Genomic DNA, 19,919 nt, shown 5'->3' on the forward strand with positions numbered 1-19,919 from the left:
CCCACCCTCCGCCCCAGCGAATAGCCCCCCCGTCCCAGGTGGGGCTGGGACGGGGGGGAAGGGGTCGAACGAAAGGCCATCGCGCCTCTAGAACCGGATCACATGCTGCAGATAGGCCGAAAAGACCGGGCCATAGCCGAACCAGAGGGTCGAGGTATTGTTGGCGTCTAGGTTGTAGTCGGCCTGGGCATAGACATCCCAGCTAAAGCTCGGAAGGTAGTACTGGTCGCTGCCCAACCTCACGGTGAGGGCCTTTAGGGCCGGCGGGGTGTACCGCACCTCACCGAAGCTGCTCAGGTAGAAGCTTGGGCTGGGCAGAAAATATAGATCCCCGTAGAGCGAGCCCCCCAGTTTCCAGCCATCGCCCAGATCGTAACCGACTGGAATTCCGGGCTCGAGAAAGGGCGAGAAGCTGAAGCTGGGCAGCAGGTTGGTGGAGAGCTCGAGGTACACATACGGGTATACCGAGAGGGGCCCCTGGTTATAGGAGGGCAGGCTGTAGTTGACATTGGGATTGATGGTCAGCGAGACCCCACTGGAAAAGGGGGTGGCGCTCAGGTTGCTCTTGAGCGTGGAGAAAATGCCGAAATAGAAGTCGTCCAGCCCCTCCAGGCTGGTGCCATAGGAGGGCCGCAGGTAGAAGCTCGAGCCGTTGAACAGCGGATTGGTGGTGTAGTTGAAGGTCATTGAGAAGCTCTGGGCATGGGCTACCAGAAACAAGCCCACAAAACCCAGAAACACCATCGGTTTTTGCATGGCGTCTCCTGAGACAAGGGTGCTATTTACCATGAAAGCAGGTGACCAGCAGTTGCAGCCCCTGGGCTACCCGGGGGCCTGGACGGGAGAGCAGGTCGTCGTCGGCCTGGCTCGAGAAGTCGCAGATTCTCCCCGTCTTTACCGCCTTGATCCCGCTCCACCCTGGGCGCTTCTTCAAATCGGCCAGCCCTGGGTGGGTCAGCACGATCACATCGGGGTTTTTCTGCACCACCAGCTCCGGGCTGATCTGGGGGAAAGCCCCCAGTTCTTTGGGGATGATGTTCACCCCTCGAGCCTTGGCGATCAGCACCCCGATGAACGAATCTGGGCCTGCGGTATAGGGGGTAGGGTCAATCTCGTAGTACACCGTAGGGCGGTCTTTGGTGGCCGCGGCTTTAGCCTCCACCGCATACACCTGGGCCTGAATTTTGGCGATCAGGCGCTCGGCCTCGCTGCGCAGGTTCAAAATCTGCCCCAGCAGCCGGGTGGTGCGGGCAATGTCGTCGTAGCTTTCGATTTTTAGGGCGAAGGTCGGCACTCCGGCCTTCTCCAAGGGCTCTTGCAGCTTGCCATACACTGAGATCAACACCAGGTCAGGCTTGAGCGCCAGGATGGCCTCGAGGTTGGGGTCGTAGAGCCCCCCCACCTTGGGCAGCTTGTTCACCGCCTCAGGGAAGTTTGAATAGGTATCTACCCCTACGATGCGCCCACAAGCCCCCATGGCACAAATCGTCTCGGTGAGCGAGGGCAGCATCACCACCAGGCGCTTGGGTGCGGCCTTGAGGGTAACGCTCCGGCCTAGGTCGTCGGTCAGGGTGCGCGGGTACTGCGCCAACCCAACCGCAGCTAGCTGGACGCTGAGGGCCAGCCCTATGAACCACAGGATTCGCTTCATACCTTGGTCTGCCTCCTGAGCCGCGCGGGCGGCTTGGCATTCGCTGAGGAGGCATGAAAAACGCCCCCGGGAGTGGGGCGCGAGTGGTTACGGTTCCCCGAAAACTCCCTCTTCATTGCGAGAGGTGTCTCCATATCGGGTCTGGAGACTTCCTGGCAGGTATTCGGACTTAGGCCTCAGCCCTCACCGCTGCGCGACAGTGCCGGATTCACACCGGCTTCCCCACTTTAAGCCTGGACTACACGCCCCAAGCACCAGGAAGGGCCACCCTGCAGGTGGCGCCATTGTGCCAAGCTGTCTTGACCCTAACGGGCTCAAGGAGCAAGGTACACCCCCCCTACGTCCTTGACAAGGGGCTGCTCGCCCACTAACCTAATGTTTGCCCTGCCGGGGTGGTGGAACTGGTAGACACGCTATCTTGAGGGGGTAGTGCCTGTAAAGGCGTAGGGGTTCAAGTCCCCTTCCCGGCACCAAAGCGGCGCTCAGGCGCCCGAGTTCGTGAGCAAGACCAAGCCCCTGCTTGAGCCCAGGCCTCTGAGCAGGGGTGTCTGCTTGTGGGAGCCCGCGTTACATGAAATGAGCAGATACCAAACATGACCCGGGGGTCTGGCGTTACGTAGGTATAATCTCCGGCATGAACGACACGGTCAGTACCGGCACGGCCATGCCCCCCAGCGCGGCCCTCGAGGCGCAGTCCTTGGTCAAGCGCTACGGACGCAAGCCCGTGCTCGAGGGCATCACCTTTGGGGTACAGCCGGGCGAGGTCTATGCCCTAGCCGGGCCCAACGGCTCGGGTAAAACCACCCTGATCCGCCTCCTGACCGGTCTGGCCTTCCCCACCTCGGGCACCGTACGGATGCTGGGGGCTGACCTTTACAACGGCGGGCACGCGGCACGGCGGGCTCTAGGGGCTGTGGTGGAAGCCCCTGCGGCGTTTTATCCGCACCTTACCGGACGGCAGAACCTCGAGATGGTGGCCTTTCTAAGCGAGCTTCAGGGCAGCGAGACCAAGATTCGGGAGATGCTGGTCAAGCTCGAGCTGCTGGCGGTAGCCGACCAGCCGGTACGCACCTACTCGCTGGGCCAGCGCCAGCGCCTTGGGCTTGCCTCGGCCATCCTGCACGAACCCCAGGTGCTCATCCTCGACGAGCCCACCTCGGGCTTAGACCCTCAGGGCATCTCCCGGGTGCATGAGATCCTCTCCGAGCTGGCCTGGAAGGGGGTAGCGGTGCTGCTCTCCACCCATCATCTGCGCGAGGTTTCCGCTTATGCCGACAAGGTAGGGATCCTGGGGGGGGGCCGCCTCTTGGACGAGGTGCGGCTGGGCTCAAAGGGCGAGCGTTACCGCCTGCGGGTGAGCGACCCAGCCCGGGCCTATGCCTTCCTTCGGACTGTGCCTGGGGTGCACAACGTCAGCCTACGGGACGTGAGCGTGGTTTTCGAGGGCTCACCCAACGCCGCCCTGGCGGCGTTGGTGCGGGAGGGCTACCAGGTACAGTTTCTGGAGCCTGACTACTTCGACCTATACGAATACTACCGGGAGAGGGTGAAACATGCTTGATGCTGAACTGAGGGCTAAGCCCCCCGTGGGAGGCCAGTCATGCTAAAAATTCTGGCCTGGGAGTTTGGCAAGCTGATCCGTTTGCGTTCGGTGCAGATTGGGCTAGCCGCAGCCCTGCTCCTGCCGTTTCTCTGGGCCTTTGCCCCGGGGTTGCGGGGGCAGTATGGCCTCGAGCTGGTCTCGGGCTGGCAGGTGCCTGCCCTGGTGCTGCGCACCAGCATGGAGTTCCTGTTCCCTTTCCTGGTGGCCATTGCCAGTGCCGAGGTGCTGGGCAGCGAGGTCAGCATGGGCACCCTCAAATCGGTGCTGCTGCGCCCCAGCCCACGCTGGCGGCTTCTGCTGGCCAAGATCGCCATGGTTTTGCTCTACCCAGTGCTGCTGCTCGCGGTTAGCCTGCTGGGCTCGCTGGTGGCTGGGCTTCCCTTCGGCCTGGGTGGGTTCTTTGGAGGAACCGGCCTGGGCCCCGGCGATTTCGCCGGGATTGGTTATATCTCTCCCGGAACGGCCTTCCGCGAGGTGCTGCGGGCCCACCTGCTGGCCGCGATGGTGCTGTGGCCGCTGGCCGCGCTGGCCTTGCTGTTCACGGTGATTTTCCTCTCCACCACTTCAGCCGCCCTGGCCGCGGTCTCCACCCTGTTCCTGATGCGGCTGCTGGTGGTGTTCCCGGTGCTCAAAGACTTCCTTTTCACCAGCTACCTCAACCTCTACGTCAGCCAACAGGTGGCCACCGGGCTCTCCCTGATGCTGATCTACGCGGTGGGGTTTGCCGCCCTGGCGCTGCTGATCTTCGAGCGCAAAGACATCTAGCCGCCCTGCCCGATCAAGATCAGGAGAGGGTCCACCCTTAGTCCAGGTCTTTGGGGCTGAGGTCCTTCTTGGGGTTGCGCCCCCTACCCCGGCTGGGGGGCAAGGCATCCCAGTCCCGCTCGAGGTGGTTCTGTAGGTCTTTTTCCTGGTCTTTCTCGATGGGGCTCACAATAGAGGTGAGGCAGCGAAGGATTTGCCGGCTCACCTCGGCCTGGCGCTCCAACTGGGCATGGCTGTGGGGGTCTAGCTTTTTCTGGCGCATGGCCTGGATGGCTTTGAGCACCCGCTCGGTACTGTTAATCTGCACCCGCAGGTCGTGGATGTAGGCGTGATCGGTCAGGGCAAAGCTGTGCTCGCGGCTGCTGGGCTCGCGCCAGCGCTTGAGGTCACCGCGCTCCACCATAGGGCGCACCACCCGCAATAGAGCCGATTTGCTCACCCGCAGGGCGGTGGAAATTTGGGCCAGGGTTTGCGGCTCCGGCCCGGCCAGCAGCAGGGCGACCAGGCGCCCCTCGAGCGGGGGGCGGCCCACCGCGGTATAGGCTTCGCCGAACTCATTGATGAAGTCGCCCAGGGTCATAGTGAATCTTAGCCTCCGTTAGTCCCCGTTTCCGTTCGCGGTCATCTTATCTCCCACAAGAGGATCCGCGGAGGGTCATGAACTTGAAAGTTCACGACTGCAGCGATCAGAGAGCGGGTATATAGACTGAGGCCATGCAGCGGGTCCTGATCATTGACGATGACCCTGGCACTTTGGGCTTTTTGCGTCGGGGGCTCAAGCTGGCCGGGTTTGAGGTCAGGGCTACCAATCAGGGCGGCGAGGGGCTCGAGCTGCTCCGGGAGTTCCACCCCCACCTGGTCCTCCTCGACCGAATGCTGGTCGGGATGGACGGCCTCGAGGTGCTGAGGCAGCTGCGCCAGACCCACCCCGACCTACCGGTGGTGATGCTCACCGGGCGCGAGGCCGAAACCGATGAAGAACTGCCCGTGGAGGCCTACCTCATCAAGCCGATCTCCTTCAGTACCCTGCTGGAAACGGTGGAGCGCCTGCTGGGCAATCCTCTGAGCGCCTCCCCTCCGGAAAGCGACGCCCCCAGGGCCGACCCTAGAGGGTAATCCCCTGCCCGCCACCGCTGTGGTAGGCTGACGCTTGCCCTAGTGGAAGTGATAGAGGACGCTATCCCTCATGAGCAAACTCACCCATTTTGAAGACGGCAAACCCCGCATGGTGGACGTCAGTGCGAAACAGGCCAGCGAGCGCAGCGCCACCGCCGAGGCCAAGGTGCGGCTCCCGCCGGAGGCTGTGGTAGCCCTGCAGGAGGGGGGGGTGGGCAAAGGTGATCCCCTGAGCGTGGCCCAGTTGGCTGGAATCATGGCCGCCAAGAAAACGGCTGAGCTGATCCCGCTCTGCCACCCCCTGCCCCTCAGCAGTGCCCAGGTTGGGCTCGAGTTTCACCCCGAGCGCTCCGAGGTCTGGATTCGAGCCACGGTCAAAACCAAAGCCGAGACCGGGGTGGAGATGGAGGCCCTGACCGCCTGCGCGGTCGCAGCCCTCACCGTTTATGACATGCTCAAAGCCGCCAGCAAGGGCCTGGAAATCACCGATCTGCGCCTGCTGCACAAATCCGGTGGGAAGTCGGGGGAGTGGCGGCGGGAGGAAGCGTGAGCGTAGAGGAGCGGCTGGCCAGCTTGGGGCTACAGCTGCCCCGAATATCTCCACCGCCTTCGGTCCAGATGCGCTTTGCCCGCCGTAGCGGAAACCTGCTCTACCTCTCCGGAAACGGCCCCATGCGGGATGGCCGGCCGGTCTTGGTGGGCAAACTGGGGCGCGAGTTGAGCCTCGAGCAAGGCTATCAGGCCGCCCGGCTGACCGCGCTCAACCTGCTGGCGGTGATTAAGGCCGAGCTGGGGGACCTCGAGCCCATCCGCTTCGTGAAGTCGCTGGGGTTCGTCAACAGCGCCCCAGGCTTCAACCAACAACCCGCCGTGCTGAACGGCTTCGCCGATCTGATCGTCGAGCTGTATGGGGAGGAGCGGGGTCTGCACGCACGGAGCGCGGTAGGGATGGCCGAGCTACCCTGGGACATCCCAGTGGAGATCGAAACCATCGTGGAGATCGTGGGGTAGGATCCTGCCATGAAGCAATACTGTGTGGATAACGGCAGCTTCAAGCTCGAGGACTACCACCCAGGCGATACCAATGGGTTTAACGGGGGCAAAGAGGCCGCCCTCAAGGAGCTGGAACACCTGGGAGAGCGGCTTTCCAGCCTGCAAAACCTGCTCTATGCCGAAAAGCGCCATAAGCTGCTGGTGGTGCTGCAGGCCCTGGATGCTGGGGGCAAGGACGGCACCATTCGGGTGGTCTTCGACCGGGTCAACCCCACCGGGGTCAAGGTGGCCAACTTTGGGGTTCCCAGTGAGGAGGAGCGGGCCCATGACTACCTTTGGCGGATCCATCAGCGGGCCCCAGCCAAAGGCGAGATGGTGATCTTCAACCGCAGCCACTACGAGGACGTGCTGGTCGCGCGGGTACGCAAGTTGGTGCCCAAGGAGGTATGGCAGCAGCGCTACCGGCATATCCGTGAGTTTGAGCGGATGCTCAGCGACGAGGGCTGCACCATCCTTAAGTTTTTCCTCTATGTCTCCAAAGATGAGCAAAAAAAGCGCCTCCAAGAGCGCCTGGATGACCCGGAGAAGCGCTGGAAGTTCCGCAAGGGGGACCTCGAGGATCGGGCCTTGTGGAAGGAGTACATGCAGGCCTACCAAGACGCCATCCGCGAGACCAGCACCGATTATGCCCCTTGGTACGTGATTCCTGCCGATCACAACTGGTTTCGCAACTGGTTGGTCTCCAAGATCATCGTGGAGACGCTCGAGGGGCTCAAGATGGAGTTTCCCCAGCCCGAGGAGAATCTGGAGGGCATCAAGATCAAGTGAAGGCTATAGCTCGATCAGGGTGTACTCGAAGGTGTTGATCACCCGGATTCCCTCCGAGCTAACGTACTCCCGCTGCGGTTGGGCTTCATACAGGTGGACGTGGCCGTGAATGTGCACCCTCGGGCGGTAAAGCCGGTGAAACCAGCCTAAAGCCGTACTGCCGCGGTGGGCGAAATCGCTTCCGGCATGGGGGCCGGGGGGCGGGGCGTGCGACAGCAGGATATCCACCCCATGCCCACTGGCCAGCCTCCGAGGCGTAAGCACCGGATACCACGACAGAAAGCGCATCTGGGCCTGGCTCTCGGCGTATTGGCCGAAGTCGCGGTCGTTGTACCGGGGGGCCCCACCCCAGCCCGCAATCCGCAGCCCCGCCACCCGCACAATGCGCCCGTGCGCTGGGATCGCCCCTCCAGGTGGGGTTAGGTTGCCCAGATAGTCCTGCACGTACTCTTCCTTGTGGTTGCCGTACACATAGACCACCGGTACGCTCACCTTGGTGGCGACAAACTCGATATAACTGCCCGGTAGATCCCCCGCGACCAGCACAAGCTCAAAAGGGGGTAGGTTGCTGGGAAAACGGGCTTGGTAGATGAAGGGATGAATCTGGTCGGATAGGGCGAGGATGCGCATATTGAGGGGGTGCGGTTTGGGGATAGTCTAAGCCATGATCAAGGCGGTTCAGTTTAGGCTCCCGGTTAATTCCCGGAAGGTTTCGCACCTTGCACAAAATCCGGGCCCGCTGAACCCCGATCTGCTCGAGGTCTGGAGGGCGTTGGAAATTTATTCGCCCAAAACGTAGCATCTAGGGAAGATGAGCGGCGTCATCGCACTGGGTCTCGAGGCGCACCCCGAGCAGCGGGTGTGGGGGGGGCGGCGAATCTCTGAACGGCTGGGCCTGTCGGCTGAACCGCCTATCGGGGAACTGTGGCTGGCCTACGAGCAGAACCGGGTTCGAGGCGGTGAGTACGCAGGCCGCAAGCTGATCGAGGTGCTGCCCCGGTTGGGTCCCCCCTTTTTGGGCAGCGCCCCCTACGCGCGCTACGGCCTCGAGCTGCCCCTTTTGGTGAAGTTTCTGGACACCGCCGAGTGGCTCTCGGTGCAGGTGCACCCTGGGGATGCCTACGCCCACTCCGTGGAGGCCCAGACCGGCTTCCACGGCAAAACCGAGGCCTGGTATGTCCTGGAGGGAGAGGGAGAGCTGATCTACGGCCTCGAGCGTCAGGCAACGCGGGCCGAGCTAGAGACCGCCTTTCGAAGCGGTCAGGTAGACCCCTGGCTGCACCGCCAGCGGGTGGCCCCGGGACAGGTGATCTACGTGCCTGCTGGAACCATCCACGCCCTGGGTCCGGGATTGCTGCTGTATGAGGTACAGCAGCGTTCGGATCTGACCTACCGGCTCTACGACTACAACCGCCCCCGTGAGCTGCACCTCGAGAAGGGGCTCGAGGTCGCCCAGCTCGAGCCCACCCCAATTCCCCAGCCTCAGCCCCAGGTCCGGGGGGCTAAAGAACTGCTTCTGGCTTCAGAGGCCTTCGTGCTCGAGCGCTACGCCCTGGGGGGCTCGCTGGCCCTACAGGCCCCCCAGGAAAGCTTTTTGCTCCTGACCTTGATCCGCGGCGAAGCCCGCTGGGCCGAGGGGCGGCTGGGCTGGGGCGATACCCTGCTGATTGGGGCTGGGAACCAGGTTGAACTCGAGGGCCAAGCCGAGCTGCTGGGCAGTTTCATCCCCTCGCTGGAGTGGCTTTCCTGGTACCCCACGGCCCTGCGGGTTTAGTTGGGCTCAGACGTTATAGCTGCTGCTGCTGGTCGTCCCCCCATGACCGGTCCAGTTGGTGTGGAAAAACTGCCCCCTGGGCCGATCGGTACGCTCATAGGTGTGGGCCCCGAAGTAGTCCCGCTGAGCCTGCACCAGGTTGGTGGGGAGGGTTGCGGTGCGGTAACCGTCAAAGTAGGCCAGCGCAGAGCTGAAGGCTGGAACCCAAATCCCGTGCAGCACGGCTTGGGCCACCACCTGTCGCCAGGCCTTGCTGTGCGAATTGAGGGTTTGAGCAAAGTACTCGTCCAGCAGCAGGTTTTGCAGGTCGGGGGTTTGGGTGTAGGCCGCCTTGATGTTCTCTAAAAACCGCGCCCGGATAATGCAACCTTCGCGCCACATCAGGGCGATCCCGCCATAGTTGAGCTCCCAGCCAAACTCCGCCGCAGCCATTCGCATCAGCTGGTAGCCCTGAGCGTAGCTGCAAATTTTGCTGGCATACAAGGCCTGGCGCACCCCCTCAACAAAAGCCGCCCGGCTTCCCTCGAGCCGCGCCTCAGGTCCCTCGAACACCCTGGAGGCCGCCACCCGCTCCTCTTTGAGGGCGCTGAGGAGCCGGGCAAACACCGCCTCGGCGATGGTATTGGTCGGGGCCCCCACATCCAGCGCGGTTACTGACGTCCATTTGCCGGTGCCTTTTTGCCCAGCTGCATCGAGAATCAGGTCAATCAGATCCTGGCCGGTCTCCTCATCCTTCTTGCCCAGGATGTCGGCGGTGATCTCGATCAGGTAACTATCCAGTTCGCCCTGGTTCCACTGGCGAAACACCTCGGCGCACTCCGCATTGGAAAGGCCAGCAACCCGGCGCAGCAGGCTGTAGGCCTCAGCGATCATCTGCATGTCGCCGTACTCGATCCCGTTGTGTACCATCTTGACGAAGTGTCCCGCCCCTTCTGGCCCCACCCAGTCACAGCAGGGGGTGCCATCGGCGACCTTAGCCGCGATGGCCTGGAAGATCGGCTTAACGCTTTCCCAGGCGGCCGGGTTACCTCCAGGCATGATCGAGGGGCCGTGCAAGGCCCCCTCCTCCCCCCCTGAAACCCCAGTTCCGATGAAGAGGAGGCCTTTCTCGGCCAACTCGCGGGTACGGCGGGTAGTGTCGGCGTAGTGGCTGTTGCCCCCATCAATCAGGATGTCGCCGGGCTCCAAGAGCGGCACCAGCTGAGCGATCATGGCATCCACCGCGCTTCCAGCCTTGATCATCAGCATGACCTTACGCGGGCGCTCGAGCTGGTGGACAAACTCCGCCAATGAGTACGCCCCTACAATAGATTTCCCGGCGGCACGCCCTTCGATGAATTCCCTGACCTTCTCGGTGGTGCGGTTGTAGGCCGCCACCGTAAAGCCTTTAGAAGCCATGTTCAGGATGAGGTTTTCCCCCATTACCGCCAATCCGATGACCCCGATGTCTGCTCCCATTGGTATTCCTCCGCGCCAAGCCTGGCGAAACCACACTCTGATCAAGCGCCTCCCCCTCGAGCCTGGGAGGCCTCCTGCACCCTTCAGTAAGGGTCCTTCCAAGGACTCCCCACTTTGTTCTCTGACAGTATAGCCATCTCGGCTCGAGATGGCCGAGGCCGCAGCGCTCCAGCTCAATTTCGCATTGAATCGGTGGCCCTATGGGCCGAGGGCCCCTTAGAATGGCCACGTGGAAGGCGTTGAGGTTTATGACGAGCGTTTTCGGGCCCTCCTGCGCCCGGACTCGAGGCTCCTGCGGCTGGCCGGTGGGGCGACCTGGAGCGAGGGTCCGGTGTACTTTGCTGAAGATGACGCGGTGATCTGGAGCGACATTCCAGGCAACCGCCTGCTGCGTTACAGCGCGCGCGAAGGCCTCCAGGAGTATCTCAACCCCTCGCATTTCCAAAACGGCCATTACCGCGACCTCCAAGGTCGGCTGATTGCCTGCTCGCATGGCAAGCGTTGCGTGGAGCGCCTCGAGCCCGATGGCCGCTGGACCCTGCTGGCAGACCGCTACCAGGGCCGACGGCTCAACTCCCCCAATGACGTGGTGGTGCGCTCGGATGGCACCGTCTGGTTCACCGACCCCCCTTACGGTTTGATCCAACCCAACGAGGGCTACGGTGGAACCCAGGAGCAAGAGGGGTGCTATGTCTATCGCCTCGAGCCCGAGACCGGGGCGCTCGAGGCGGTGATCACCGAAATGGTCAAACCCAACGGCCTGGCCTTCTCCCCCGACGAGCAAATCCTGTACGTCTCGGAAACCGGGGCCTCTCATGACCCCAGCGTCCCCAGCGAGATTCGCGCGTACGATGTGGTGGAGGGGCGCTGCATCCATGGGCGCACCTTCGCCCTAATCGAGCCAGGGCTGCCCGACGGGTTCCGCCTCGATGTGCACGGCTACCTTTTCACCAGCTCTGGGGACAGCGTACAGGTCTATGACCCCCAAGGGGTGCGCTTGGGCAAGATCCTGGTCCCTGAGACCGTGGCCAACCTGACCTTTGGGGGGCCCGAGAAGAACTGCCTCTACATAACCGCGACCACCTCGCTCTATGCCATCCACCTGGCCACCCAAGGCCTGCAGAAACCATGAGGCGGCAGGAGCTACGCACCCTCGAGGACACCCGAGCGCTGGCCCAGCGCCTGGCGGAAGGGTTGCCCGAAGGAGCCTTGGTCCTTCTGACCGGCCCGATGGGGGCTGGCAAAACCACCCTGGTGCAGTTCCTGGCCCAGGCCCTGGGGTTTAGGGGAGAGGTGACCAGCCCAACCTATACCCTGATCCACGAATACCCCAGTCCGCAGGGCCTGATCGTGCACATTGACGCCTACCGGATGGCCGACCAAGAAGAGCTGTACCACCTCGGCCTCGAGGATTACCTGCCTGAGGCCCGGCTGGTGCTGATCGAGTGGGGGGATCCAAGGGTGTTTCCAGACAGCCTGGAAGTGCGGCTCCAGCCTCAGGGTGAAACCCGCTGGGCCGAGATTCTGCCCCATGGAAGCTCCTCCTGGCCCCCAACGCCCTGAGCCCTTTGGGGTACCCGGTTGTCGGAGGCCTTGCGGCTTTGGGCCGGCCAACCGTATGCTCGAGGGCATCGAGGTGAAGCCATGGCGGTAGAGGCGTATCGCGCAGCGCTGGCATTTTTACAGCAGCACCAAGAAGACTACGCTGGCGCAGTGAAGGGGTTCCACTGGCCGGTGCTGACGGAGTTTAACTGGGCCCTGGAGCACTTCGCTCCCCTGGCTCTGGAGCTCGAGGACTCCCCCGCGCTGTTTTGGGAGGGCGGGAGTTTGAGCTATGGGGGGCTCGAGCGTTGGTCCAACCAAATCGCCAACTTCCTCCGGGCTCAAGGGGTGCGGCGCGGAGACCGCATCTTGGTGATGCTCTCCAACCTCCCTGAGCTTTGGGCCACCTTCCTGGCGGCCATCAAGCTGGGGGCGGTGACCGTCCCCGCAACCACCCTGCTCACCCCAGACGACCTGCGCGACCGCTTCGAGCGGGGTGGGGCCAGGTTTGCAGTGGTCGAAGCGGGCGAGGTGGCCAAGTTTTCGGGTTTGGGGGGCTTCACCCGCATCAGCGTAGGGGCCGCAGAGGGCTGGGTCCCCCTCGAGGCGGCCCAGGGTTACTCCCCCATCTTCATTCCTGACGGTGCTACCCAGGCCTCCGACCCCCTTTTGCTCTACTTCACCTCAGGAACCACCAGTAAGCCCAAGCTGGTGCTGCACACCCATGCCAGCTACCCCGTGGGCCATCTCACCACCTTGTACTGGATCGGGCTGCAAAGGGGGGACCGACACTGGAACATCAGCTCACCGGGCTGGGCCAAGCACGCCTGGAGCAGCTTCTTCGCCCCGCTCTCGGTGGGGGCGGCAGTGTTTTTGTTCAACGAGCGCTTCGACGCCAAGCGGGTCTTGGAGCTGCTGGTCGGCCAGGAGATCACCACCCTCTGCGCGCCCCCTACGGTCTGGCGGATGCTGATCCAGCTTGACCTGAAGGCCTTTCCGGTGAAGCTGCGGGAGGCCGTAGGCGCAGGCGAACCGCTCAACCCTGAGGTGATCGAGCGGGTGCGGCAGGCCTGGGGCCTGACCCTGCGTGACGGCTACGGCCAGACCGAGACCACCCTGCAAATCGGCAACAGCCCTGGTCAGCCGGTCAAGCCTGGGGCCATGGGCCGGCCGATGCCGGGGTACAGCATCGCGCTGCTGGATCCGGAGGACCGCGAGGCCGAGGAAGGCGAGATCAGCATCCGGCTCTCGCCCCGGCCCATAGGCTTGATGGCCGAGTACGCCGGTGACCCCGCCAAAACCACCCTCGCGCTAGGCGGGGAGTACTACCGCACCGGGGACGTGGCCCGGCGCGATGCGGATGGGTATTTCTGGTACGTGGGGCGGGCTGATGACGTGTTCAAGAGCAGCGATTACCGCATCAGCCCGTTCGAGCTCGAGAGCTTCCTGATTGAACACCCCGCGGTGGCCGAAGCCGCGGTGGTGCCCTCCCCCCACCCTGAGCGGCTTGCGGTGCCCAAGGCCTATCTCACCCTGGCTCCAGGGTACACTCCTTCGCGCGAGCTGGCCCTGGAGATCTTGCGCTACTCGAGGGAAAACCTGGCCCCCTACAAGCGCATTCGCCGCCTGGAATTCGCTGAGCTTCCCAAGACCATCTCCGGCAAGATTCGGCGGGTGGAGCTGCGCGGCCATGCGGCTGCCCTGCAGCGTGGACCCCACGAGTTCTGGGAGGAGGACTTCGAAGAGCTGCGGGCATAGGGATGAATGTTTGAGCCTGACCACATCTGCCGCCCAACCGATCGGTTAGGCTACAAGCCATGGCTACTACCCTGGTCATCCTCGGGGCTACCGGTGATCTGACCCGTCGCCTCCTGCTACCCGCCCTCTATCGCCTGTACACCCTGGATTTGCTCGAGCCCCTCGAGATCGTGGGCTATGCCATGGAGGACTGGAGCCGTGAACAGTTCATCGCCCATATCAAGGAGGGAATTCCCGGGCTCGAGTCTCACCATGACCTCAAAACCTGGAACGAATTCAGCTCACACCTCGAGTACCGCAGCGGTGACCTTAGCCCAGAGAAACTCAAGGAACTGGGCCCGTTGGTTCCAGACAACGGCATTTTCTACTTGGCCCTTCCCCCTCAGCTTTTCGGTCAGGCCGCTGAAGCCCTGGGGAAAGCCGGTCTCAACGATATCCAGCGGGGCTGGCGGCGGTTGGTGATCGAAAAGCCTTTCGGTTGGGACTTGGCCTCCGCCCAGGTCCTGCGCGAGCAAATTCACCGCGAGTGGGACGAGGAACAGGTTTACCGGATTGATCACTTCCTGGGCAAAGAGACCACCCAAAACCTGATGGTTTTTCGCTTTGCCAACCGATTCCTCGAGCCCATCTGGAACAGCGCCCACATCGCCCAGGTGCAGATCACCTACGCCGAAACGCTGGGGTTAGAGGGGCGGTGGCGCTACTACGACGCTGCCGGCGCCCTGCGCGACATGCTGCAAAACCACCTCATGCAGCTCTTCACCCTCACCGCCTTAGAACCCCTCTCGGTCTGGAGCGCCGAGGTGCTGCGCGAGCATAAGGTAGAGGTGCTGCGCAGCGTGCGGCCTATCCCTGAAGGAGCGGTGGACCGCTTTGCGGTGCGGGGGCAGTATACCGCTGGTTTGATCGGGGGCCGTGCGGTTCCGGGCTACCTCCAGGAGCCCGGTATCCCACCGCATTCGCGCACCGACACCTTTGCCGCTCTGAAGTTCTATGTGGACAACTGGCGCTGGCAGGGAGTGCCCTTCTATCTACGCAGCGGCAAGCGAATGGCCGCCAGCTACGCCGAGATCGCGGTTCAGTTCCGGCCGGTGCCGGGGCTTCCGCTGGGCCAACGGGAGACCCCCTGCAACTGGCTGGTCTTCCAGATTAAACCTTCGGAGCAGATGGATCTCATCGTCAATGCCAAAAGACCGGGGCTCGGGTTTGAAGATCGCCAAGTCACCCTCACCACCCCCTACCTCCAGGAGGGCGAGACCGAGTTCTCGGCCTATGAGCAGTTGCTGATGGATATTCTCGAGGGCGACCATGCCCAGTTTCTCCGCTTCGATGAGGTGGAGTGGTCCTGGCGCATCCTCGAGCCGGTGCTGGCTGCCTGGAAAACCGGACACCCCGAGCCCTATGAAGCCAACTCCGAGGGTCCCGCGGCCCAGGCCCGGCTGATGGAGCCCGGGCAGAGTTGGCGGCCCCTGAGCGGGCCGAAGTGACCCAATTCGCCAAGGCCAGCCCCTTACGAGGACTGGCCTGAGCGCTATCTTCTAAGGCTAAACCAGCTTTGCCTCTAAGCGGATCTCCGGTACCGCGGCCAGGGCCTTGGACACTGGGCAGGAAACCTTGGCCTCCTGCGCCAGTTTCTCAAAGGTGGCCTGGTCTATGCCGGGGATATGGGCCTGGAGGTGCAGCTCGATCCGGGTAATCCCAAAGCCCTCTCCCACCCGTTCCACATGTACTTTGGCGGTGGTGGCCACCCGCTCAGGGGTAAACCCCGCTCGCCCAGCCAGGGCGCTGAACTGCATGCTAAAGCACCCCGCATGGGCCGCCCCGATGAGTTCTTCGGGGTTGGTTCCCGGTACATCCCCAAAGCGGGTTCCAAAGGAAAAGGGCACATCAAAGGCCCCACTCTGGGCTTTCATCTGGCCCTTGCCGTCTTGCAGCTGACCCTGCCATACCGCATCTGCGGAACGAATCATGAACCACCTCCGAAGAGCATGATGCGCCGAATCCATAGGATCCGGTTGTAAGCAACCTCAATTTTCAGCCATCGGCTGCGGAGTATGGCAACTGATCATCCTCGAGCCCCCCGTTTTACACGGCCCTTTTGTGCCTCCGTCTGGAATTCCCTGACATTGTTGCGGTATCCTGGGGCGGTGAACCTCGACTCGCCCCGAATTCTCGTGCTCAATGCCGGATATGAGCCCCTGGGCCTGGCCAGTGTAAAGCGAGCGGTCATCTTGGTGATGAACGGCAGCGCTGAGACGGTCGAGGAAAGCGGGGAATACCTACGAACTCCGAGGGCCCCTTACCCCATTCCCAGCATCATTCGCCTCAAACGCCTCATTCGCCGCCCTCCGGGGCGGCTTGCGCTTAACCGGCGCAACATCCTGCGCCGCGACGCCTACACCTGCCAGTACTGCGGCAAGAAGGGCTCCGATCTCACCGTAGACCACGTGCTGCCCAAAAGCCGGGGCGGGCGGGGCATCTGGGAGAACCTGGTGGCTGCTTGCCGGCCCTGCAACCTTAAGAAGAAAAACCGCACCCCTGAGGAAGCCGGGATGAAGCTGGCCCGGCGCCCCGCAGCACCTCGCCACGGGCTGCTGTTGGTCGCCGACCTCCCCAGCCTGCCCGAGGCCTGGCGGACCTACCTGCCGGATATCGAACACCGCTAAGCTCCTCCAGGGGGACCGGGGGTTTGGGGTAAGGTAGAGCCATGAATCCGGCGGTGCAACTTCTGTGGCCCACCCCCATTCTGGTCAAGCGCTTTGAGCACGGTGAGGCGGTTAATGCCGAACTGGTGCGGCTGTTCTACCAAGAACTCGAGGCCCAAGGGGGAATGCGGGGCAATGTCTACAGCAGCCGCGACGACCTGCTCGAGCGCTACTCGAGCCCGGCCCTGCAGGCCCTCTTCGGTTTCGTCTCGAGCAGTGTCTTTGAGGTTGCCCAAGCCATGAACGCCCCCCTCTGGAAGCGCCTGGGGACTGGAAAGCTGCAAATGCACGTGGTGGGGGCCTGGTTTCAGATCCAAAACCGCTATGGTTTCCACGACATCCACAACCACGGCAACTGCTCCTGGTCGGGGGTGTACTACGTGCAGATCGACCCGGTGGGGCAGCGGCGTCAACACCCGGCTTTAGGGGTGCTCAACGGCATTACCCGCTTCTATAGCCAGGGGCTCAACCTGTTGGGCGGGGCCCACATGGACATGGGCAATGCCTATATGCAGCAAAGCACCTTCGATGTGACCCCGGAAGAAGGCGTGTTGGTGGTGTTTCCCAGCTGGCTGCTGCACAAAGCCATGCCCTACGACGGGGAAAAAGATCGGATCATCCTCTCGTTCAACGCCCAAATCCACGCCGAAGGCGGAAACAAAGGGCTCGAGTACGATTTCCATTGAGGTTGGCAGGGCTCGAGCTCCCGTTCATACCGAAAGCCCGCCGTAACCCCTCATAACGCGGGGCTCTAGAATCCTATAGGGATCGCGTTTTTGGCAGTAACGTTACGTTTGCACACAAGAAACGGTTGGGTTCGCTGGCATAGGACCCTCCCCCAAACTACCCTCAGCTCATGCGGAACCCTATCCCTGGGTTCAGAGTTCGCAAAGGAGCGATGGGATGACGTATATCAAAAGGCTCAGGAAAGGAGTGGTTGCCGCGCTGGCCGCTGCTGCAATGGTGTTCCTGGGCGCCTGCGGGGGCAAGGTTACTCCTCCGCAGCCGCCCACCGCCCAGTCGCAGAACTACCTGCTGACCCTCCGGCTGGGCAGCAGCGATAGCCGCGACAGCATCCAGGCCACCTATGGCGGCCAGATTCTGGCTTGGCAGCCCGAGGCGGGTTTTGCCATCGTACGGCTCACCAAAGAGCAAACCGAACGGGTACGCTCGGCCACGCTAGATGGGCGGGTTTCGTTGCAGGGCGTGACCCTCGAGCCCGACCTCCCGGTTGCCAGCCCGGAGATCGCCGAGGCCCAGGGAGCCAATGCCTGGGCCGGGGGTTGGGATGCCTGGGCGGGAGGTTGGGACGCTTGGGCCGGTGGATGGGACGCCTGGGCTGGCGGCAACGCCAATGCCCTACCCGGTGTACTCCCCAGCCAAAACACTGGCTCGTGGATGCAGGTATCACTCTACCAGGCCCACGGCATCAGCCGCAACTTTGGAGCAGGGGTCAAGGTGGCGGTGATTGACACCGGGGTTGATACCGCTCACCCGATGTTCAAAAACCGCTTGGCCCCCCCCAATGAGTGGCGGGACTTTATCGATGGCGATACCAACCCTCAGGAGGTTGCTGGGGGCAAGGCCTATGGCCACGGCACGGCGGTCGCTGGGTTGGTCCTTCAGGTGGCCCCTCGAGCGACCCTTCTGCCCATCCGGGTGCTCAACCCCGACGGCAGCGGCAGCGTCTCCCAGATCGTGAGTGCGATCAACTATGCGGTGGACGCCGGGGCTCAGGTCATCAATGTCTCCATCGGGACGGCGGGAAACAGCGAGGCCCTGCACACCATCAGCGTTTACGCCAAGAGCAGAGGGGCACGGATTGTGGCCTCAGCAGGGAACGAGGGCAAAAAGGACGGGATCACCTCCCCGGCTCAGTTCTCTTGGCTGCCCGACATCACCGGCTTTGTGATGGGAATTGGCAGTGTAGATGCCAACGATTACCTCTCGAGCTTCTCTAACTACGGCAAGGCCCTCTACGCCACCGCCCCGGGGGAAAAGCTCTACTCGGCCTTCCCCGGCAACCGGGTCGCGGCGGCCACCGGCACCTCCTTCGCCGCACCGCTGTTCAGTGGAGCCATCGCCCTAGCCCTTTCGGAGATGTCGAGCCCAGTGGACCGGGCCAAGCTCCAAACCTACCTCTGGAACAGCCTGGATTTCAGCGTCAACGAAAAGAACAAGAAAAAGAGCAACAACGTCCAGCGGCTGGACCTGGAGGCGCTCCTCCGCAGCCTGCCAGGGTTTAGCCTACCCACCCAGATCCAGCCTGGAGACTACCTGCTGGTGAACGGAAACAGCGGCAAGTGCCTCGAGGTGAGCGGTGGATCCACGCTGAGTGGGGCCAATGTGCAGCAGGGGACGTGCAGCAACGGAGCCCACCAGCGCTGGCGCATTGAGCGGGCCGGCAACTCCTATAAACTCACCTCGCTCAATAGCGGCAAGGCGCTCGAGGTTGCAGGAGGCGCCGCCGCCACCGGAACAGGAGCCAATGTGGATCAAGCCGATTACCTCCCCACCTCCAACCAGCAGTGGCTCATCCAACCCAACGGGACCAACTACCAGATCGTGGCCACCCATAGCAACAAGTGCTTAGACGTAGCCGGGGGCAGCGCAATCGAGGGGGCCAACGTGCAGCAGTGGGACTGCAACAGCAGCGGGGCCCAGCAGTGGGAGCTGTTTGCCCTGTTCTAGAGCACTCTTCAGCTATAAAGCCTCAAGCCCCCAGGAAAACCTGGGGGCTTGGTGTCGTGGCCTCCCCGCAGGCCAGGCTTAACCCTCGAAGCCCAGCAAGAAAGGATCCTCGAGCATCTCAGCGATAAAGCGACAGAAGCGGGCCGCGTCCGCACCGTCAATCAGGCGGTGATCGTAGCTGAGGCTAAAGGGCATCAGGATGCGGGGTTCAAACTCCCCCTTATCCTCATTCCAGACCGGCTCGAGCCCCGATCGCGAGACCCCCAGAATGGCCACCTCGGGCCAGTTGACGATGGGGGTGAACCCGGTTCCGCCGATCCCCCCCAAGTTAGAGAGGGTAAAGGAGGCCCCCTGCATCTCCTCAGGGGTCAGCTTGCGGTCCCGGGCCTTGGCGGCGATCTCGCCCAGCTCCACGCTAATTGCAATCACCCCTTTTTTGTCCACATCGCGGATCACCGGGACCAGCAGGCCGCTAGGGGTATCCACCGCTACGGCAATATGGACATACTCCTTGAAAATCACCTCGTTGGATGCGGTATCAATCGAAGCGTTGAACTTGGGAAACTGCCGCAGCGCCGCAGCCACCACCTTGAGCAAGATGGCGGTCATGGTCAGTTTGCCGCCGCGCTTCTCGGCCCGGGGGGCGTAGCGCTTGCGCAGGGCCTCCATCTCGGTCACATCCGCTTTATCAAACTGCGTGACCATGGGCACCGTGCTCCAGGCCTGGGCCATGCTGCGCACCGTCGCGCGGCGCACCCCGCTCATGGCTTCGCGGCGGATGGGGCCGAACTTGGCAAACTCAGGGAGGGCCGGGGCAGGTGCGGCGGTCGGGGCTGGGGCAGGCGTGCCTCCTCCCTCGGCAAAGCGGCGCACATCGCTCTCGCTAATCCGATGCGCCGGACCGCTGCCCAGCACCTCGAGCAGGTTCACCCCCATCTCTCTGGCCAACCGGCGCACCGAAGGGGCCGCAGGGATCAGCCGACGACCGCCCTCGAGCGGGGGCAGCGGGCTGGGCTTAGCCCCACCTGCTTGGGG

21 protein-coding genes, 1 tRNA gene and 1 riboswitch are annotated in these 19,919 nt (G+C 62.9%); of the genes, 15 read left to right on the forward strand and 7 right to left on the reverse strand.

The window, feature by feature from the left end:
- Window positions 1–87 precede the first annotated feature (87 nt).
- The gene (locus Mgrana_RS14495) at window positions 88–756 is read right to left on the reverse strand and encodes a hypothetical protein (protein WP_119358312.1); all 669 of its coding nucleotides are present in this window, start codon (window positions 754–756) and stop codon (window positions 88–90) included.
- Between the two features lie 22 nt (window positions 757–778).
- Entirely contained in the window at window positions 779–1,651 is an 873-nt protein-coding gene (locus Mgrana_RS14500) for an ABC transporter substrate-binding protein (protein ID WP_119358313.1), read from the reverse strand.
- 137 nt (window positions 1,652–1,788) lie between these two features.
- Window positions 1,789–1,925: riboswitch (cobalamin riboswitch) on the reverse strand.
- A gap of 112 nt (window positions 1,926–2,037) precedes the next feature.
- On the opposite strand from Mgrana_RS14500, the gene Mgrana_RS14505 reads away from it, so the two are divergent.
- The 3 genes from Mgrana_RS14505 to Mgrana_RS14515 all read left to right on the forward strand — a co-directional run bounded on the left by Mgrana_RS14505 (window position 2,038) and on the right by Mgrana_RS14515 (window position 4,019).
- Window positions 2,038–2,124: transfer RNA gene (locus Mgrana_RS14505), tRNA-Leu, on the forward strand.
- Window positions 2,125–2,285: 161 nt separating this feature from the next.
- Complete coding sequence (locus Mgrana_RS14510; protein ID WP_119358314.1) at window positions 2,286–3,212, forward strand: ABC transporter ATP-binding protein; 927 nt, start codon at window positions 2,286–2,288, stop codon at window positions 3,210–3,212.
- 39 nt (window positions 3,213–3,251) lie between these two features.
- On the forward strand, window positions 3,252–4,019 hold the full coding sequence (locus Mgrana_RS14515; RefSeq protein ID WP_119358315.1) for an ABC transporter permease: 768 nt from the start codon (window positions 3,252–3,254) through the stop codon (window positions 4,017–4,019).
- A 37-nt stretch (window positions 4,020–4,056) separates the two neighbouring features.
- Here Mgrana_RS14515 and Mgrana_RS14520 read toward each other — a convergent pair whose 3' ends face one another.
- On the reverse strand, window positions 4,057–4,599 hold the full coding sequence (locus tag Mgrana_RS14520; protein ID WP_119358316.1) for a hypothetical protein: 543 nt from the start codon (window positions 4,597–4,599) through the stop codon (window positions 4,057–4,059).
- Window positions 4,600–4,733: 134 nt separating this feature from the next.
- Here Mgrana_RS14520 and Mgrana_RS14525 point away from each other — a divergent pair, with 134 nt between their 5' ends.
- The 4 genes from Mgrana_RS14525 (at window position 4,734) to Mgrana_RS14540 (ending at window position 6,956) form a co-directional block, all read left to right on the forward strand.
- Entirely contained in the window at window positions 4,734–5,135 is a 402-nt protein-coding gene (locus Mgrana_RS14525) for a response regulator transcription factor (protein WP_119358317.1), read from the forward strand.
- Between the two features lie 70 nt (window positions 5,136–5,205).
- Window positions 5,206–5,685: a cyclic pyranopterin monophosphate synthase MoaC gene (gene moaC, locus Mgrana_RS14530; protein ID WP_119358318.1), complete on the forward strand. Its 480-nt coding sequence runs from the start codon at window positions 5,206–5,208 to the stop codon at window positions 5,683–5,685.
- Complete coding sequence (locus Mgrana_RS14535; protein ID WP_119358330.1) at window positions 5,682–6,146, forward strand: RidA family protein; 465 nt, start codon at window positions 5,682–5,684, stop codon at window positions 6,144–6,146. The genes moaC and Mgrana_RS14535 overlap by 4 nt, the downstream gene beginning before the upstream one ends.
- Before the next feature lie 9 nt (window positions 6,147–6,155).
- A complete protein-coding gene (locus tag Mgrana_RS14540; RefSeq protein ID WP_119358319.1) occupies window positions 6,156–6,956 on the forward strand; it encodes an AMP/ADP-polyphosphate phosphotransferase in 801 nt (266 codons plus the stop codon).
- A 3-nt stretch (window positions 6,957–6,959) separates the two neighbouring features.
- Here the strand turns inward: Mgrana_RS14540 and Mgrana_RS14545 are convergent, their stop codons facing one another.
- Window positions 6,960–7,586, reverse strand: coding sequence for a metallophosphoesterase (locus Mgrana_RS14545; protein ID WP_119358320.1), 627 nt, complete (start codon window positions 7,584–7,586; stop codon window positions 6,960–6,962).
- Window positions 7,587–7,767: 181 nt separating this feature from the next.
- Between Mgrana_RS14545 and Mgrana_RS14550 the strand changes: the two genes are divergently transcribed.
- On the forward strand, window positions 7,768–8,730 hold the full coding sequence (locus Mgrana_RS14550) for a type I phosphomannose isomerase catalytic subunit (RefSeq protein ID WP_119358321.1): 963 nt from the start codon (window positions 7,768–7,770) through the stop codon (window positions 8,728–8,730).
- A gap of 6 nt (window positions 8,731–8,736) precedes the next feature.
- Here the strand turns inward: Mgrana_RS14550 and gnd are convergent, their stop codons facing one another.
- Window positions 8,737–10,188, reverse strand: coding sequence for a decarboxylating NADP(+)-dependent phosphogluconate dehydrogenase (gene gnd / locus Mgrana_RS14555; RefSeq protein ID WP_206075097.1), 1,452 nt, complete (start codon window positions 10,186–10,188; stop codon window positions 8,737–8,739).
- A gap of 229 nt (window positions 10,189–10,417) precedes the next feature.
- Between gnd and Mgrana_RS14560 the strand changes: the two genes are divergently transcribed.
- The 4 genes from Mgrana_RS14560 (at window position 10,418) to zwf (ending at window position 14,975) form a co-directional block, all read left to right on the forward strand.
- Window positions 10,418–11,320: an SMP-30/gluconolactonase/LRE family protein gene (locus tag Mgrana_RS14560; RefSeq protein WP_119358322.1), complete on the forward strand. Its 903-nt coding sequence runs from the start codon at window positions 10,418–10,420 to the stop codon at window positions 11,318–11,320.
- On the forward strand, window positions 11,317–11,751 hold the full coding sequence (gene tsaE, locus Mgrana_RS14565; protein WP_119358323.1) for a tRNA (adenosine(37)-N6)-threonylcarbamoyltransferase complex ATPase subunit type 1 TsaE: 435 nt from the start codon (window positions 11,317–11,319) through the stop codon (window positions 11,749–11,751). The genes Mgrana_RS14560 and tsaE overlap by 4 nt, the downstream gene beginning before the upstream one ends.
- Window positions 11,752–11,832: 81 nt before the next feature.
- Window positions 11,833–13,488, forward strand: a complete 1,656-nt coding sequence (locus tag Mgrana_RS14570) for an AMP-binding protein (protein ID WP_119358324.1) — start codon at window positions 11,833–11,835, stop codon at window positions 13,486–13,488.
- A gap of 59 nt (window positions 13,489–13,547) precedes the next feature.
- Window positions 13,548–14,975, forward strand: a complete 1,428-nt coding sequence (zwf, locus tag Mgrana_RS14575) for a glucose-6-phosphate dehydrogenase (protein ID WP_119358325.1) — start codon at window positions 13,548–13,550, stop codon at window positions 14,973–14,975.
- Between the two features lie 57 nt (window positions 14,976–15,032).
- Here zwf and Mgrana_RS14580 read toward each other — a convergent pair whose 3' ends face one another.
- On the reverse strand, window positions 15,033–15,458 hold the full coding sequence (locus tag Mgrana_RS14580) for an OsmC family protein (protein ID WP_119358326.1): 426 nt from the start codon (window positions 15,456–15,458) through the stop codon (window positions 15,033–15,035).
- A 177-nt stretch (window positions 15,459–15,635) separates the two neighbouring features.
- Between Mgrana_RS14580 and Mgrana_RS14585 the strand changes: the two genes are divergently transcribed.
- The 3 genes from Mgrana_RS14585 (at window position 15,636) to Mgrana_RS14595 (ending at window position 18,884) form a co-directional block, all read left to right on the forward strand.
- The gene (locus Mgrana_RS14585; protein ID WP_119358327.1) at window positions 15,636–16,154 is read left to right on the forward strand and encodes an HNH endonuclease; all 519 of its coding nucleotides are present in this window, start codon (window positions 15,636–15,638) and stop codon (window positions 16,152–16,154) included.
- A 41-nt stretch (window positions 16,155–16,195) separates the two neighbouring features.
- Window positions 16,196–16,879: a TIGR02466 family protein gene (locus tag Mgrana_RS14590; protein WP_119358328.1), complete on the forward strand. Its 684-nt coding sequence runs from the start codon at window positions 16,196–16,198 to the stop codon at window positions 16,877–16,879.
- A gap of 217 nt (window positions 16,880–17,096) precedes the next feature.
- Window positions 17,097–18,884 (forward strand): S8 family serine peptidase, encoded by a 1,788-nt coding sequence (locus Mgrana_RS14595; protein WP_119358329.1) that lies wholly within the window; start codon window positions 17,097–17,099, stop codon window positions 18,882–18,884.
- Between the two features lie 78 nt (window positions 18,885–18,962).
- Here Mgrana_RS14595 and Mgrana_RS14600 read toward each other — a convergent pair.
- Window positions 18,963–19,919: 2-oxo acid dehydrogenase subunit E2 (locus tag Mgrana_RS14600; RefSeq protein ID WP_119358332.1), on the reverse strand; the 957-nt coding region annotated here is incomplete at its 5' end.

Origin of the sequence: Meiothermus granaticius NBRC 107808 (assembly GCF_003574355.1) — a bacterium.
GTDB classification, from domain to species: domain Bacteria; phylum Deinococcota; class Deinococci; order Deinococcales; family Thermaceae; genus Meiothermus; species Meiothermus granaticius.

What these genes read in the sequence shown, in the direction of transcription:
- Mgrana_RS14595 (WP_119358329.1), top strand. Translation starts at nt 17,097, where the DNA reads ATGACGTATATCAAAAGGCTCAGGAAAGGAGTGGTTGCCGCGCTGGCC.
- Mgrana_RS14510 (WP_119358314.1), top strand. Translation starts at nt 2,286, where the DNA reads ATGAACGACACGGTCAGTACCGGCACGGCCATGCCCCCCAGCGCGGCC.
- Mgrana_RS14570 (WP_119358324.1), top strand. Translation starts at nt 11,833, where the DNA reads ATGGCGGTAGAGGCGTATCGCGCAGCGCTGGCATTTTTACAGCAGCAC.
- zwf (WP_119358325.1), top strand. Translation starts at nt 13,548, where the DNA reads ATGGCTACTACCCTGGTCATCCTCGGGGCTACCGGTGATCTGACCCGT.
- Mgrana_RS14550 (WP_119358321.1), top strand. Translation starts at nt 7,768, where the DNA reads ATGAGCGGCGTCATCGCACTGGGTCTCGAGGCGCACCCCGAGCAGCGG.
- Mgrana_RS14580 (WP_119358326.1), bottom strand. Translation starts at nt 15,458, where the DNA reads ATGATTCGTTCCGCAGATGCGGTATGGCAGGGTCAGCTGCAAGACGGC.
- moaC (WP_119358318.1), top strand. Translation starts at nt 5,206, where the DNA reads ATGAGCAAACTCACCCATTTTGAAGACGGCAAACCCCGCATGGTGGAC.
- Mgrana_RS14500 (WP_119358313.1), bottom strand. Translation starts at nt 1,651, where the DNA reads ATGAAGCGAATCCTGTGGTTCATAGGGCTGGCCCTCAGCGTCCAGCTA.
- Mgrana_RS14520 (WP_119358316.1), bottom strand. Translation starts at nt 4,599, where the DNA reads ATGACCCTGGGCGACTTCATCAATGAGTTCGGCGAAGCCTATACCGCG.
- Mgrana_RS14545 (WP_119358320.1), bottom strand. Translation starts at nt 7,586, where the DNA reads ATGCGCATCCTCGCCCTATCCGACCAGATTCATCCCTTCATCTACCAA.
- Mgrana_RS14590 (WP_119358328.1), top strand. Translation starts at nt 16,196, where the DNA reads ATGAATCCGGCGGTGCAACTTCTGTGGCCCACCCCCATTCTGGTCAAG.
- Mgrana_RS14515 (WP_119358315.1), top strand. Translation starts at nt 3,252, where the DNA reads ATGCTAAAAATTCTGGCCTGGGAGTTTGGCAAGCTGATCCGTTTGCGT.
- Mgrana_RS14540 (WP_119358319.1), top strand. Translation starts at nt 6,156, where the DNA reads ATGAAGCAATACTGTGTGGATAACGGCAGCTTCAAGCTCGAGGACTAC.
- Mgrana_RS14495 (WP_119358312.1), bottom strand. Translation starts at nt 756, where the DNA reads ATGCAAAAACCGATGGTGTTTCTGGGTTTTGTGGGCTTGTTTCTGGTA.
- gnd (WP_206075097.1), bottom strand. Translation starts at nt 10,188, where the DNA reads ATGGGAGCAGACATCGGGGTCATCGGATTGGCGGTAATGGGGGAAAAC.
- Mgrana_RS14525 (WP_119358317.1), top strand. Translation starts at nt 4,734, where the DNA reads ATGCAGCGGGTCCTGATCATTGACGATGACCCTGGCACTTTGGGCTTT.
- tsaE (WP_119358323.1), top strand. Translation starts at nt 11,317, where the DNA reads ATGAGGCGGCAGGAGCTACGCACCCTCGAGGACACCCGAGCGCTGGCC.